This is a genomic window from Dickeya sp. CFBP 2040, assembly GCF_012273755.1.
Classification (GTDB): Bacteria; Pseudomonadota; Gammaproteobacteria; order Enterobacterales; family Enterobacteriaceae; genus Dickeya; species Dickeya poaceiphila.
This window is the reverse complement of record NZ_JAAVXH010000111.1, coordinates 1-13,606: the sequence shown is the minus strand read 5'-3', so window position 1 is coordinate 13,606 and position 13,606 is coordinate 1. Positions and strand designations below refer to the sequence as shown.

Annotated in this window: 14 protein-coding genes; all 14 read right to left on the bottom strand. The window is 52.4% G+C overall.

All coding sequences use genetic code 11. The annotated features are described in order from the left end of the window. Positions 1 to 24: 24 nt before the first annotated feature. Entirely contained in the window at positions 25 to 1,572 is a 1,548-nt protein-coding gene (locus tag Dpoa2040_RS16755; RefSeq protein WP_168641983.1) for a PAS domain-containing methyl-accepting chemotaxis protein, read from the bottom strand. A 708-nt stretch (positions 1,573 to 2,280) separates the two neighbouring features. Beyond that, positions 2,281 to 4,095 carry a diguanylate cyclase domain-containing protein gene (locus Dpoa2040_RS16750; RefSeq protein ID WP_168641982.1) on the bottom strand — a complete coding sequence of 605 codons (1,815 nt, stop codon included), beginning with the start codon at positions 4,093 to 4,095 and terminating at the stop codon, positions 2,281 to 2,283. 269 nt (positions 4,096 to 4,364) lie between these two features. Then, positions 4,365 to 5,717 carry a guanine deaminase gene (gene guaD, locus Dpoa2040_RS16745; protein WP_168641981.1) on the bottom strand — a complete coding sequence of 451 codons (1,353 nt, stop codon included), beginning with the start codon at positions 5,715 to 5,717 and terminating at the stop codon, positions 4,365 to 4,367. Positions 5,718 to 6,096: 379 nt separating this feature from the next. Further along, on the bottom strand, positions 6,097 to 6,288 hold the full coding sequence (locus Dpoa2040_RS16740; RefSeq protein ID WP_042870920.1) for an ogr/Delta-like zinc finger family protein: 192 nt from the start codon (positions 6,286 to 6,288) through the stop codon (positions 6,097 to 6,099). Between the two features lie 96 nt (positions 6,289 to 6,384). Then, positions 6,385 to 7,563, bottom strand: a complete 1,179-nt coding sequence (locus Dpoa2040_RS16735; protein WP_168641980.1) for a contractile injection system protein, VgrG/Pvc8 family — start codon at positions 7,561 to 7,563, stop codon at positions 6,385 to 6,387. Continuing rightward, entirely contained in the window at positions 7,560 to 8,054 is a 495-nt protein-coding gene (locus tag Dpoa2040_RS16730; RefSeq protein WP_042873939.1) for a phage tail protein, read from the bottom strand. Before Dpoa2040_RS16730 ends, Dpoa2040_RS16735 begins: the two co-directional genes overlap by 4 nt. Before the next feature lie 10 nt (positions 8,055 to 8,064). Continuing rightward, complete coding sequence (locus tag Dpoa2040_RS16725; protein WP_168641979.1) at positions 8,065 to 9,141, bottom strand: hypothetical protein; 1,077 nt, start codon at positions 9,139 to 9,141, stop codon at positions 8,065 to 8,067. Beyond that, on the bottom strand, positions 9,134 to 9,253 hold the full coding sequence (locus Dpoa2040_RS16720) for a GpE family phage tail protein (protein WP_012769533.1): 120 nt from the start codon (positions 9,251 to 9,253) through the stop codon (positions 9,134 to 9,136). Before Dpoa2040_RS16720 ends, Dpoa2040_RS16725 begins: the two co-directional genes overlap by 8 nt. Positions 9,254 to 9,285: 32 nt before the next feature. After that, positions 9,286 to 9,576, bottom strand: coding sequence for a phage tail assembly protein (locus tag Dpoa2040_RS16715; protein WP_042870916.1), 291 nt, complete (start codon positions 9,574 to 9,576; stop codon positions 9,286 to 9,288). Between the two features lie 69 nt (positions 9,577 to 9,645). Next, positions 9,646 to 10,164 (bottom strand): phage major tail tube protein, encoded by a 519-nt coding sequence (locus Dpoa2040_RS16710; protein WP_042870914.1) that lies wholly within the window; start codon positions 10,162 to 10,164, stop codon positions 9,646 to 9,648. Positions 10,165 to 10,178: 14 nt separating this feature from the next. Continuing rightward, positions 10,179 to 11,348 carry a phage tail sheath protein gene (locus tag Dpoa2040_RS16705; protein WP_168641978.1) on the bottom strand — a complete coding sequence of 390 codons (1,170 nt, stop codon included), beginning with the start codon at positions 11,346 to 11,348 and terminating at the stop codon, positions 10,179 to 10,181. A gap of 222 nt (positions 11,349 to 11,570) precedes the next feature. Next, positions 11,571 to 12,182, bottom strand: a complete 612-nt coding sequence (locus tag Dpoa2040_RS16700) for a tail fiber assembly protein (protein WP_168641977.1) — start codon at positions 12,180 to 12,182, stop codon at positions 11,571 to 11,573. 2 nt (positions 12,183 to 12,184) lie between these two features. After that, positions 12,185 to 12,823, bottom strand: a complete 639-nt coding sequence (locus Dpoa2040_RS16695; RefSeq protein WP_168641976.1) for a phage tail protein — start codon at positions 12,821 to 12,823, stop codon at positions 12,185 to 12,187. Between the two features lie 161 nt (positions 12,824 to 12,984). Further along, a complete protein-coding gene (locus Dpoa2040_RS16690) occupies positions 12,985 to 13,566 on the bottom strand; it encodes a recombinase family protein (RefSeq protein WP_168641975.1) in 582 nt (193 codons plus the stop codon). Positions 13,567 to 13,606 lie beyond the last annotated feature (40 nt).

Genomic DNA, 13,606 nt, shown 5'->3' with positions numbered 1-13,606 from the left:
GGCGTGTTACTGACGGTAACCGGATTATCGGAATACGTGTAATGCTTGTTCCAGCCGATGTGCTTGTTGCCTGAGCTGGTCTGATGCCTGTGCACAGGCGCTTACCTGGGATGCATTTTGTTGGGTAATCTGTTCCAGTTCTTCTACTGCCCGGCCTATTTCAGACAGCCCGACGGTTTGCTCTTTGGTTGAATCGGCAATATGCGAAATCAACTCACTGACGCTATTTACCCTGGCCACGATGTTCTGTGTGCTGTCGCCCGCATCCCTGACGTGGGTTGACCCATAACGAACCTGCGCCACGCTGGACTCGATCAACTGCTTGATCTCATTGGCGGCGCTGGCGCTACGTTGTGCCAGACTACGGACTTCACCAGCCACAACGGCAAATCCTTTCCCTTGTTCGCCGGCGCGTGCGGCTTCTACCGCCGCGTTCAGGGCCAGTATGTTGGTTTGAAACGCGATGTTATCGATGATCGAGGTAATACCGGCGATTTTCTCCGAACTGGCGACAATACTGTCCATGGTTTTTTCCATTTCGCCAATTACCCGACCACCGCTGATGGCGGCATCACAGGCGGTTTCAGCCTGCTGGCTGGCTTCTCTGGTGGTGGTGGTGTTGGTTTGTACGGTGGTATTGATTTCGTTCATGGCGGCGGCGGTCTGCTGCACATTCGCGGCGGTGCGTTCGGCATGGTCGCTCATGTCTTCACTGCCGTGGGCCAGGTCGTCGCTGGCGGAGCGGATATTCAGCACCTGCATACTGATGTCATCCACCAGCCAGCGAAACATTAGCCCCAACTGCCCGATAGCGCGCTGGATAGTGCCAATCTCATCGGCGCGATTGCCATAATCAATAGTGTTGACGTTGCCGGTAGCGATATCTAACGCTTGCCGTTTGACCATTTCGACCGGGGCGATTAACTGCCATTCCAGTAAACCATCCAGCAGTAGCATCATGCCGGTCATAAACGCACTGGTGCTATAAAAACCGGTGTCAAAACTGCCATGAATCGCCCAGAACACGATATAACTGATTAACGCCGCCAGCGCGATAAGCCCCCGTAGTCGCCAGCGCATGGAGATAAAATTCAGGCGTGAAAAGAGTCCGGTCAGGCCGGTGCGAAACAGCACCCCTTTTTCTAACTTAAGATTGTTACCCTGAGCGCTTTGCATCGTCTGATAGAGTTTTTCCGCTGCATCCACTTCCTGACGCGAAGGTTGGGTTCGTACCGACATATAACCGGTCGTGCGGCCATGGCGCACAATCGGCACGGCATTGGCCCGTACCCAGTAGTGATCGCCGTTCTTGCGCCTGTTCTTAACCAGCGCTGTCCAGGGCTCCTGTTGCTCTAGTGTTTGCCACATGTCACGGAAGGCTTCAGCCGGTACATCCGGATGGCGAACAATATTATGTGGTTGCCCATCAATTTCGTCAGGATCGAAACCACTGACCTGAATAAAGGCGTCGTTAGCATAAACAATATGACCGTCTACGTCGGTGACCGACATGAGTGTGGCATCCTTATCAAAAACGTATTCCCTTTGTGTGACTGGCTGGTTGTTGCGCATTTCAGGTCCTCTTGAAAATTATTCTTAATCTGGACTTCAGGGTATGCTGTATTAAAAAGACATATGCCTGTCATACTTTAGGTTGCAGGTGTGCTTTTATTATTGGTTCTCTCCAGTTTTGCTGCTTTAGCGCCGATGTAAACCGCGTTCAACGCTATTTTTCTGCCATTCAAATTATTTTGGCTATAACGAATTATGGGTTAATAACCATTTTTTCTGACAAAGGATAAATGGAAGATAAAACGTATCTTTAATGCAAAACGTTTTTATTTACATGGCGGTTAACTCCCTGTCTGTCAATGTGGCTGGGAACAATGCATGAGATTTTTTTTTACTTTATCGTAACGCCTTGGGGAACTCTGGCGATATATATCCATGACCCTGATATGAAAAATCAGGGAATCCGGCCACTAACGGCTTGGTTCATTAAAGGATAGCGGAGACATGTATGCTGTTTGACCCGATATCATTTTAAATTTAGCACTTGTCTGGAAAATTTCATTTTTTGAAGAAAGTAATGATGTGCTATCTCAATAGAGGATGCGCTATCTCAATAGCGTAATGATAAATAAAACGGGTAATGGCGGCGGTATTGTTTTTGGCATCAAAGAAAAGCGGCGCGCATCACTTATTTGGGTACGTGGTGATATAACCGCAATTCTTGCCGTGGTTCAGCTTGCGACTTTGCTGTGATTCGATTTTGCTGAGTTATGGCATCAATAAGTGGCGTCGTTTGTCCTGATACATGGCGGCATCGGCCTGACGGATCAGTTCATTGGCGTTAAGCGGGGCGTCTTGCGGTAAAATGGCACGTCCTATGCTGGCGGATAACGTAATGGTTTGATGACGGATAGTGATCGGTCTTTCGATCTTCGCTTTCAGTTTTTGGGTGATAGCGTGAATTTCGTTGGTCAGATTACGTTGCTCATGGATAACCATCAGAAATTCATCGCCCGACAGACGGCCAATGAAATCGTAAGACCGGGTGTTCTGGCGCAGCAGACGGGCGAAGGTTTTGATGACGCGATCACCAAAATCATGCCCGAACTGGTCGTTATAGTATTTGAAATTGTTGATATCGAAAAACAACAACGCCAGCGCGCCGCGCCGTTTTTTACCCGACAAACGACCCAGATAGCTGATGACTGCTCGCCGGTTGGGCAAGCCAGTCAGATGATCGTGATTGGCTTCAAACGTCAATTGATCACGGAGTACCGTCAGGTGGGTGATATCGGTGGAGAGAATATAGGTGCCGAGTTCCGGCGACTCGGCTGGCGCCAACTCAGTGTGCAAGGTGACGCGTTGACCATCAGGCATGTCCAGCACATGCTCCAGGGACATGGGATGTTGTTTCTGGCGAGATTCCTCCAGTTGAGGCAACAGTAGCGTCAGTACCTGCGGGCGGAATATCTCGTGGATATTGCGCTGGTATGGGGCGCCATGCTCAAGGCCGATTAGCTTGCGCAGGTGGCGGTTGGCGAAAACCAGTACGTTGTCCGGGCTGATGCAGGCAATCATCGCCGGAATATGGTCGGTAATATCCTGAATAAATTGATGGCTCTGACGCAGTTCGGCGGTGCGCTGTTCCACCCGATTTTCCAGTTCCAGACTCAGCTCGCGCAATGCCAGTTCAGATGCTTTCTGATCACTGAGATCGGTCAGCGCCAGCAACAGACCGAACTTGCTGCCGTCCGGATTGCAGAGCACTGAAATAGACACCTGCGCCCACAGCTCGCGCCCATCTGAACGAATATAACGGTGTTGTTGCGTGCTCTCCCGCACGTCGCTGTCCATCAGCAGGTCGTGGTTGCTCATTAATGCAGGTAAGTCTTCCGGGTGGACGACGTTGTCCAGCGGCAGCGTCAGTAACGTTGCTTCGTCGTAGCCGAGCATGTCGCAAAGCGCATGATTACATTTGAGTGGTCGCTTGTCCGGCGCTACCAGTGCCAGACCAATAGCGGCGCTGGAAAATATCTGCTGGTTGATGTAATCCGCCAGATACAGCTTCTCCTGAGCGATGGTTTCGCGTGCCTGCATTTCCACTTTATGCAGCACGGTTTGTACAATACAGGCCAGATCACTCAGTTGTTGTAGTTCATCGTCGCTAAATGTACGTGGTTGGTGGTGGTACAGGCACAGCGCGCCAATCGGCGTGCCGAGCGAGGAAAGCAGCGGATAACTGGCGTGAAAACGGATCGGATCATCGCCGGTAACCAGTGGATTAGTTGCGAAGCGTTGATCCAGCAAGGTATCGGGAACAATCAGTGGCGCGTTGGCGTTCACGGTATGAGCACAGAAGGAAAATTCGATAGCCAGTTCCTGACGGGGAAAATTGGCTTTCGACAGAAACCATTGTCGTTCACTGTTTACCAGTGAGATCACCACGCTCTGAACCTGAAAAAAAGTCCGGGTGATGCGTGCCAGGCGCGGTAGCTCTTCGCTGGGCTGAGTGTCAAAAATATTCAGCATACGTGCGAGGATATCTTGTTGTTCTTCACTGCAACGATGGCATGGGGACGTCATGACGAAACCTTATAGAACCTGTTGATAGTGGCTGGCAGCTCCATAAAAGAGAAGCGCTAAGCTGATGTCGCCGTCCCACAATTGGCTTGAACATCTTTCCGGTGTGATTCAAGAGTAGTTATCGGTAGGTGACACACCGCAGCGCGGCTTTTTTAAGTGAAATGTGCGATATGTCACCCTTTGAGAGGCACTTCCTGCGTGTTTTATTTCAGCCGGATCTGGAACCGGTCATCACCACGGCGGCACGCAGCAAATCCCCAGACGTTTACTCAGGTAAGTGACTGGGGGGAGTGAGAAAAGCCAACACAGCGGCAACTTGACGTATGACGGGTATAGACGCATTCGCCGTGGATATAGGTCGCACGGATGTTTCGGTCGTCGCCTTGCATCATCAAGGCGAACAGCCGGGAGTCCAGCGAGGTGGACTGTTGCTGGCGTAATTGTTGCAGTGGAGTGGCGGCCCAGTCCAACACGATGAAATCAGCGTCTTTACCCGGCAGGAAGTTCCCCAGCCGGTCATCCAGCGACAGTGCGGCGGCTCCGCCCAGCGTCGCCTGATACAACCCTTCGCGCGCCGAGAGTTTTTCCCCCTGCAATTGCTGTACTTTGTAACCGTCGCTGAGTGTTTGCAGCAATGACAGGCTGGTGCCGGCACCGACATCGGTTCCCATGCCAATGCGAATCCCCGCGGCTTTTAGTGGATGCAGTCTGAACAGACCGCTGCCTAAAAACAGGTTTGAACTGGGGCAAAACGCCACGGCGGATTGGCTTTGCGCCAGCGTATGGATTTCATCCGGTTGCAGGTGAATGGCATGGGCAAACACGGAACGACGCCCGGTCAGCCCATGGTGATGGTAAACGTCAAGATAGTGTTGCTGTTCAGGAAACAGTGATTTAACCCAGGCGATTTCGTCCGGATTTTCGCAGAGGTGGGTATGCAGATACACATCCGGATACTCCTGCAATAATCGACCCGCCAGCGCCAGTTGCTCTGGGGTGGAAGTCGGTGCAAAGCGCGGCGTGACCGCATAGCGCAATCGTCCGCGGCGATGCCATTTTTCAATCAGCGCCTTGCTCTCGTCATAGCTTTGCTGCGCGGTATCGCACAGGTCATCCGGCGCATGGCGGTCCATCATCACCTTGCCGGCAATCAGGCACATGTTTTTGGCTTCAGCGGCGCTGAACAGCGCATCAACCGATTGCGGGTGCACGGTGGCGAATACCAGCGCGCTGGTGGTGCCGTGTCGCAGTAATTCCTGAATGAAGAATTTGGCTCGATTTTCGGCGTAATCTTTATCGGCGAACTTGCGCTCGGTGGGAAAGGTGTAGGTATTAAGCCAGGACAATAACTGCTCGCCGTAACAGGCAATCATTTCGGTTTGTGGGAAATGGATATGGGTGTCGATCAATCCCGGCATCAGCAACTGGCCGCGGTAGTCAATCACCGTCATTGCCCGGCGATCAGCGTCGGTAAGGCTGTCATACGGCACTGCGCCTTGAATGCGTCCGTCGCGCACCAGCAGCAAGCCATCCTCAATAAAACGGGTGGCCTGCGGGTTATGCAATGGGTCGGCGACAAAGTGCAACAGACTGGCGCGGTAAGCCTGAATGGTTTCCATCATGCGAGTTCTCCCTGCTGAGGAACAGGAAAACAGCGTGCATTTACGTGACGTTTTTCCTGCCCTCGTGTTGTTCAAAACGGTGTTAGCGTCTGATTTTTGACGGTGAAGGGGGGGGGAAGGGCACCATCGTCACGGCAGGATTCATCCCTTGCGGCGGCGGCCCGTCAGGCGGGTATCGTCGTGGCAAGTGACTGAAAATCAGCAAAAGCCATTCGATACTAAAAGCCGACGGCGGTCAGCGTCAATAATACGTTTTTCTGATAGCGAGATAATGGAAGTAATAAAAACACATGGTGTGTATTGATTATAAAAAAACCCGCCGGGTGGCGGGGAAAGACGGTCAGAAAAGTTAAGGAAACACGGAGTAGGAGAGAAATTATTACTTACTTTCGCCTTCGACCGGCTCAGTCTTACCTGGCACCATGATGGAGCGGGTAATCGCTTCCATGGTAACGAAGGTGTGACCACAGTTTACGTTAGTGCACTGGTGGTAACGCTCCTTGGTATTTTCAGACAGGTAGCGACTGGAACGGGCATGAGCGGAATGACGGCAAAGCGGACAATGCATCATGTTGAAATCACCTTATGTGTACGAGTTAGTTAAACATCTTACACACATGGTACGTCACATAATTCGAATTTGCAAACTATAAATTCGAAAAGTGGTTTATCGTGTGGCGTTTGCGCTATCGACAACGCTATAGCTTATGTCGTAGGCGACATCCAGCATCGATACTTCCAGCTCAATGGCGGTGGTAAAACCGTTACCTGCGATGGTGTGGGTCAGTCGCTTGATAGTCCACTGCCGTTCGTCGATCACCTGCTTGAATCCTTTCAGATTCACCAGCGCGCCGGGTTTCAGATTTTCCATGCCTTTTGCCAGCGAGATCGAGAACGTCACCGTGCCACGTTGGGTTTCACGCCACTTACTCAAGGCTGCCTGCGTGGCTTCATCCTGACTAGAATAGGTGGTTTGTAGCGTTTGCTGACTGTCCTCTTCCCCGGCCAGATAATCGTCTGTAGACGGCTCGGATGGCTGGGTGGACGATTTGGCGTTGGGGTGTGACGGCGATGTCTCCGTTTGTGCTTTACGCTGACGGCTTATCTTCACAGTATGTGTTTTTGCATCGTTGCTGTCATGCCAGTTAGCGGTGACCGACGTGTTGGCGATGCGATCAGCAATCGTAAAACTGTGTGAATCGCCATCGCTGCGTTCGATCAGATAAGTCGCTACATTTTTGCCGTCTGCCGCCGTACCGGTGCCAGCGATAAAAAGTCGCAACGTATCGCTTTTTATCGCCACCGTACCGCTGTATTTTCTGGCCAGACGGCAGAGGAACGATAAATCGGACTCTTTGGATTGGTTTTCGTGCACAATCGCCGTATTGGCCAGAGTGGTTTCAATTGACGGCAACAGACTATAACGTTCAGCAATCGTCCGGGCGATATCGCCAAGCGTAGTGGTGTCATAGGAGCCATCACGCGGCGTGTTGATGTCGCCACGAAAATTCACACTACGTGCGTTGAGGGTAATTCTGTCCGGCGCACCACTATGGCTGACCTGGTCAACCACAAAGGTGCCTTTGTCAACCAATGCCTTGCCTTTCCAGCCAATCTTGACGCCAATTTTCTCACCCCGCTTAGGCATGAGCACTTTGCCGTCGCTGTCGTCGATATCCAGCGATAGCTGGTCGGACTCAAAGCCCATGACATCATGTAATGACAGTGAAATGAGTCGCTGGCTGAGGTTGCGGGTCGTTTTGGTATCGCCTGACGAGTCCGTCAGCGTGATCAGGTAGTCCGGCGCGAGTTGATCGGCAATACCGATGCGGTTATTCACTATCACGAGAAGACACCTCCGATGGCGGCTTTGGCGGAAGCAATAGCCGGCGTGATTTGCTGGTTATACAAATCGGTAGCCTGCTGGCTGAGGTCGCCAAACATGGCGATCAGTGATTCATCAACACGCGTCAGGTTAATCGAAAATTCGATACGCTTGGCGCTGCCGTTGGAGAAGAATTCCGTGTTGGTGTGTTGCAAACTTTCGATAACGTACATGCCGTAAATGGTGCCGCTGCCTTCGATAAGCGGCCAGGCACGCCCTGTGCCCGCCATCAGTTCCAGCGCCGATAACGAGAGTTTACTGAACTTACCGTTGATTTCCGGGCATAACACGCCATTGAGGCTGATGGTTTCATTTCCCTGCCCCAAAAACTGTTGCGCAGGACGCAGGCCAATGCGGCCATTATTAGCCCAGCGATAATTGACATTACGACTGAGGGTGCTGTACGGCAGCGTTTGCAATTGAAATACAAATAAACCCAGTGCAAGCATCATCATATTATCCTCATGAAATGAGATTAGAGGTCATCGAGTTGTAGGAATAGGCGCTGCTATTCGGGCTGTATTTTCTCAGTGCCTCTTCAATGTATTGTTTAATTACGTCGAGGTTACTGTTTTCCGGTACGGTGATGGTGATGTTATTGACCACGCGCTGGTCAAAATACTGTTGTGATGCATTCGGAGAGAGGGCGCTGTAATGGCCGTTAGTCATATCCGACTGTAAGCTGGCGTGGTTTTCCACACTGTTTTGACTCGTCAGGCCCGGCTGACTGAGCAGTTGCATCGCCGATCCTGAAAGCGCCTGCAGATTCTCCAATCCTCCTTGAAAATCAGCGCCGCCATCGCCGTCATCCAGATCTGCATTGCTTAATGCAGTGAGCATCATGCTGGTTTCTTCCATGCCAACGAAGGATTCCTGTGCGGTTCCGGTGAGTGCGTTCAACCCTTCGGCACCGGTTTGCGATGTCGCACCAGGCTGTGGCAGGAGGTTGGTCGGCAGGTTGAGGCTCTGTTGCGCATTCAGCAAGGCGGCGACATTTCCCGGCAGCGAGGGGGCAGCAACACCGCCAGCCAGTCTGGCAGACGGCACCAGACCGGCAATGTGCTGTTGCACCTGCATCGCCGCGGCTGCAGACAAATAGATGCTGTTGACGCCGTCACTCGCCTGGGCGATGAGCGACTGCGTCACGCCTGAACCGGGACTCTGGCCTGACCGTGAGAAACCGGCATTGTCCGTACCGGAAAGGGCGTGAGCATTTTTTAATGCGGAAGAGGCCGGGTTCAGGGCTGCGGTCAGCGCGTCGAATCGTCTGGCCAGGTTACCCAACATGCCCAGCTGTGCTGCGGCAGAAAGTCTGCCGCTTTTTTTTCTGCCGGTGCGATTGTTTTTCGGCGCACCGGCGGCGTTGAATGCATCGCCATGGCTGATTTGACCGGCTTTGCTTAAGAAATCCTGCAACACACTGTTGATTTTACTCAGGTACAGATTGTCCCGGAGCGGCGAGAAAATGCTGTTGTCCTGAGCGTTGTTGCGTTGCGTTGCCGTCGGCCCCGCGTTCGGGGTGGTTGATGGCTTAGGCATAGTCTTGTCCACTTCGTTGTAGCGCCCGGCCACGCCAGTTAATCAACTCTGCCAGGCTCATGGGGAAAAGTTCTGACGGCGGCCAGTGGAACACCACAGCGATATCCGCCATCAGGTCGTCAACCGTGAGGCTCGGTGGAGGCGTTAGCGTACCGAGCCCGGTGATAAAAAACTGATCACCTTACCGGCGAATTCAAGCAGGTCAGGCAGTTCCAGCCCCATGACATCGGCTTCGGTCAGGGCAGGGTAGGTGATGCGCGGCAGCAACTTAATCAACGCCTCTACATCGGCGCTTGCCAGGGCGGCCAGCCCGATGCCGCGCAGCGTGCCGGCAGTGGGTGTGAGCAGCGTGATGGCGTCGATCAGGGTTTCACCGCGTTTAATCGGGGTGTTCAGGGTAATCACATGATGTTGTGCAGTGGTTTCAGCCGTCATAATAAAGACTCCAGTTTTATCAATAAGATCAACAAGAATGGCCAGCCGTAGCTGGCCATGAAGCGGTCATTACAGACCGATATTGCGGCGGTGCTGTTCCAGACGGTCAACGCCGTTGACTTTTTCGATCATGTTGATGGTGTCGATTTCAATCATATCGACGCCATCAATGATCAGTTTGTAGTAGGTACACTGGGTGGAGATGCGTACGTCGGTTTCTTCCCCTTGCTTGGATTCGCCGCTGTCAATCGACTTGTGGCGACCGCGCAATACGATTTCAACAGCGGTGATGTCACCGGTGTCATCACGCTGGTAAGAACCGGCGAAACGCAGCGGAACCGCATCGGCGCCCGGCAGTGCGTACTGGCTCCAGAAGGCGCTGTCCGGCAGACCGCCCATGTTCCATTCCATCACCAGCGCGTCGTTGTCCAGACCGAAATCTACCGGTGCAGAACCTTGCATACCGCCGCCACGGTAGTTTTCCAGTTTGCGGGTCAGTTTCGGCAGGGTGACGGAATGCACCTGGCCCATGTAGCTCATACCGTCGTTGAACAGGTTGAGATATTTAAGTTTACGTGGCAGTGCCATGAGTCTGTCGCTCCTTAGCTGTTAACAGATGCGGCCAGGTTCACCAGATACTTGTCGGTGATACGCTGACGCAGCGTGAGGTTTTCCAGTGGCGGCACCGGGGTGTACTCGTAGTCGATGTACAGCTTGCCTGCCTTCAGCGTTTCTTTATCGTTGGCGCTTTCATCGAACCAGCAGTCAGCGTCGATGATGTAGCCGTTGGATTTCAGTTCGCGGAATTTAGCCTTGATACCCTCGATAATGTCGCGGATCAGGGTGGCAGTTACCGGTTTGTCAACCGCCCACATGTGCGCTTCGGCCATGGTGTCGGCCAGTACCTGCGCCGTGCGGGTGTAGTTTTCAAACAGGAAAAGCGGATCGTCGGAACAGGTGCGGTTACCCCAGAAGCGGAAACCGTCCTTACGTACCAGCGTGGTCACGCCAGCCTGGTTCAGCAGGTCTGCATCGCTGCCGATGGTCTGCAGGTCCCAGTACACGCTGGCGGAGATACCGGTCACGCCGTTGACGCCGACGTTAGACAGGGTTTTGTGCCAGCCGGTTTCCTGGTCTATCTTGGCGCGCAGGCCCAACGCGCGTGCGGTGGCGTAGGCAGTCGCGCTGGCGTTGGTCACGGTGTTCCAGGCGATAAAGTCCGGCCAAATTACCATCAGCTCACGCTGATTAAAGTTGTCGCGGTACTTGATGGCATCGGACAGGGTCTTACAGCCATAAGCGCTCACATAACCGAAGGCGCGCAGCGACTGACAAATAGAAGCCAGCGCGGTGGCGACAGGCTGGGAATCCAACCCTGGAACGCCGAGGATACGCGGTTTCACGCCAGTCACTGCCTGGGCATCCAGCAGGGCTTTCATACCGGTGTATTTGCCGTTGGCATCGGCGCCGCCGATGATGTTGGACACCGTTTCAGCCTCATTGGCGCCTTCGGCTACGCGAACGACTACCGTAACCGGTTTGGTCTGGTCGCCGATGGCTTGCAGCGCAGCAGCCAGCGTACCGGTTTTACCGGCTTTGCCTGCGGCGGTCAGCACATCGGTAATCAGCACCGGTGTATTCAGTGGGAAAGTGGCGGCGTCAGCATCCGGTCCAGTACAGACCATACCGACGATCGCGGTTGATACAGTTGAAATGACGCGGGTACCGTCGTTGATTTCGACGACCTGCGTACCGTGATGAAAATCACTCATCAAGAATGTCTCCTGTTGTGGGGTGGGAGTAATAGTGCCTTGACAGGAAACAGAAGGCATCCGAATGGGGTTTGGTATCCGATGGCACAACAGGGGAATACGAAAAAGAATTTAATTTACATTAAAAACAAATGGTTATTTGAAAATAAAAAAGATGCCGTTGCGGTGACAACGGCATCTTTGGCATGGCGCACATCAGGGTGCGTTAGTGTGAGCAGTGAATCAGGCAGGCATAGTCGGCCAGTCGATAGCCGGCGCAGTGGAGAGATTCACCCTGTTTAACAATACCAGATAGGTTTTCCAGTCTTTCAGCGCCTGAACTTCCTGCTCGCTCGCCATGTTCAGCTCAACCGCGTACTGCAGTACGGTCAGGCGTTTTTCCGCCTGAGCGAGGTAACTAGCCTGTTGCTGTTGAGCGGCATTGAGCTGCGCGGCCTGCTGTGCCTTTTCATCAGTCACCCATTTATCGCCCTGCCAGACATCGTAGGCAGAAGAGGGCGGCAGTAACGTCAGGGTATCAGGCAGGGCACCCGGTTGGCTTATCTGGCTCGGTTGCCGCGTCTGTTTATCGTAAGCGGTCTGCCCGCGATAATCGCTCATGCTTTCCCAGCTTGAACCGTCCTGACTGCGCACGATGGTCTGGCCGGATTGCGCGTCTGGTGGCGTATCAATAAAGCTGTGCGCCGGAATGCCAACGCCTTCCATCAGGAATTCCCGTGTGCTGCCGATATATTCCCGTGTTTGCGGATCAATATGGTAAACCTGAATATATCCATTGCCGGCACTCAGCCCTTGTTCATTCAGTTGAGTCGTATTTTCGTTTTGTGTTGTCATGATTAACCTGCCTTGACGATATAGCTAAAGGCGATGTTGCGTGGGCGGTTTTCCGATGCAGTCGGGACGACACGTGATGCATCGAATATTGCAGGAGCCCATGAGTTGGCTGAGCCATTTGATAATGAACCATTGTTTTTAGAGTCTCTGACTACTGCTTTCAAATCATAATACAGAGCACCATTAAAATAGCTTTCGTTAAGCGAACCATCGGCATCAACCCCGTAATACAAGCTACCTGAAATATTACGAATAGCATCGGTTTGCTCAACCAACAGCTTACGATCAGCATCGACACCTCGTCCGTCATCCCAGCCACGAATAAATTCGCCGCGCAGATCCGGTAACGTGCCAGCAGGGTACAATTTTGCCAGTTGTGGATATTTCGCAGTGTCAAACGCCTGACCGTTGCATTTCAGCCAGCCTTCTGGCGCATCTGCCAGCGGCCAGGGTTGCGGGATACCGACCAAATCTTTCAACCCGTCGGTCGTTGAGGGTTGCGTCGCAGGAGTATCTTGCTGGCTATCCTGGCATTTGGCACATTCAAGGGTAATACTGCCGATATTAATCGGACTGTTTTTGTACAGATTCTCTTTACCCAAGATCAGGTCCAGTGAACAAGGGGAGTTACTTTTTTCCATGTGTTTTCTCTCAATATGAATGATGTTGTTAGCGCGAGTGATGTCGCGCTTGTATTATTTTTTGAAAACACAGCGTATGCATTGAATGCCTGTTTTTTGGAGGGTGGTAAAACATGTAGCGACTTTATTGTTTTAATTTTAATTATCACGATTAATATTATTTATTTGGAAGTGATTTTGTTATGGATAGATTTTTTCGTGGCAGGAAAATATTTATAAATGGTTTTTTCTGACACACCAATAATATTCGCAATTTGCCAGCGGGTTGCGCCATTACTCAACAATGCTCTGGCATGAACAATCGCATCCGGCGTCATAATGCGCTGCCGCCCACCAATGCGACCGGCTGCTCTGGCTGCTGCCAGCCCTGCACGGGTACGTTCGACTATCAACTCGCGCTCCATCTCGGCCAGCGCACTCATCACATGGAAGAAGAAGCGGCCAGCGGGTGTTGAAGTATCAATGGCGTCGGTCAGGCTACGAAAGTGAATTCCCCGGCCTTGCAGGTCCGACACCATGGTAATCAAATCACGCACGCTGCGACCCAACCGGTCCAGTTTCCAGACAATCAGCGTGTCGCCGCGTTTGAGTTTGCGTAATGCTCGCTTAAGCCCTGGCCGCCGGGCATTTTTGCCGCTGGCGTGATCTTCAAAAATCAGTTCACAATTTGCACTAACCAGCGCGTTTTTCTGTAATTCGGTATTTTGATCGCTGGTCGATACCCTGGCATAGCCAATAAGCATAACGTAACCTCCTGAAAAGGCTGATTGTATTTATCTCCTT